Origin of the sequence: Bartonella sp. AA2SXKL (assembly GCF_042197205.1) — a bacterium.
Taxonomy (GTDB): Bacteria; Pseudomonadota; Alphaproteobacteria; order Rhizobiales; family Rhizobiaceae; genus Bartonella.
Genome location: NZ_JBHIRN010000152.1, coordinates 1 through 706 on the forward strand (window position 1 = coordinate 1; position 706 = coordinate 706).

At 49.6% G+C, this 706-nt stretch carries 1 protein-coding gene; it reads right to left on the reverse strand.

Annotated features, from left to right (window positions below):
• Nucleotides 1-706, reverse strand: a 706-nt coding sequence (locus ACFINS_RS10375) for a hemagglutinin repeat-containing protein (protein ID WP_375706224.1), incomplete at both ends; no start/stop codon positions are given.

Here is a 706-nt window from a genome sequence, read left to right on the forward strand (position 1 = left end):
CTTGTAAGGAAAGATTATCCGTTGCTTGAACATCAGAGCCTAGAATATTCAAATCTTGTCCAGAGGCAAGTGTCGTCGAGCCACCAGAGTTGACTTCTGATTTATGATGCATGGTGGCATCACCGTGTTCATCATGGTAATGGGTTTCTGCTGAACCGATCGTCAAGTTGCCTTGTTCTGTAGCCATGGCAAGATCACCCCCGGTGGTGATCCCCACCCCTGAGGCTGTGATATCTTGCTTGGCAATTACGCTCGCATTGCCCCCAGCAGAAAGCGCCTCGGTGTTTAATACTGTCTCCACGCCGTCAACCGTTGTGCGCCCTGCATCCAAACGAATATTTTTCTCCGCAAGGATAACAGCATCACCACCCGCCGCAAAATGCCCTCCTTGATTAAAGATATCCCCGCCATGCACATGCAATTGGTGATTTGCCGCAATCCGCCCTGAATTGGTTATCGTGGAATTGCTTGTATTTTGGCTGGTGATATTGACATCATCGCCCATGATCAAAGCCCCAGCAGAAACAAAGGAGGCTCTGTCTTTTTCAGGGATGTAAAGCACCGGTGCATAAACATCCATGCCCTTGACCTGTTGGCGCACATAAATCACCATTGGGGCTTCTAGGGACGCCAATTGTTCTTCACTCAAAGCCTCACCAAAGGGGAGATTGTGGGCTTTTGCATAGTCTGCCCCGACATCCAGCAA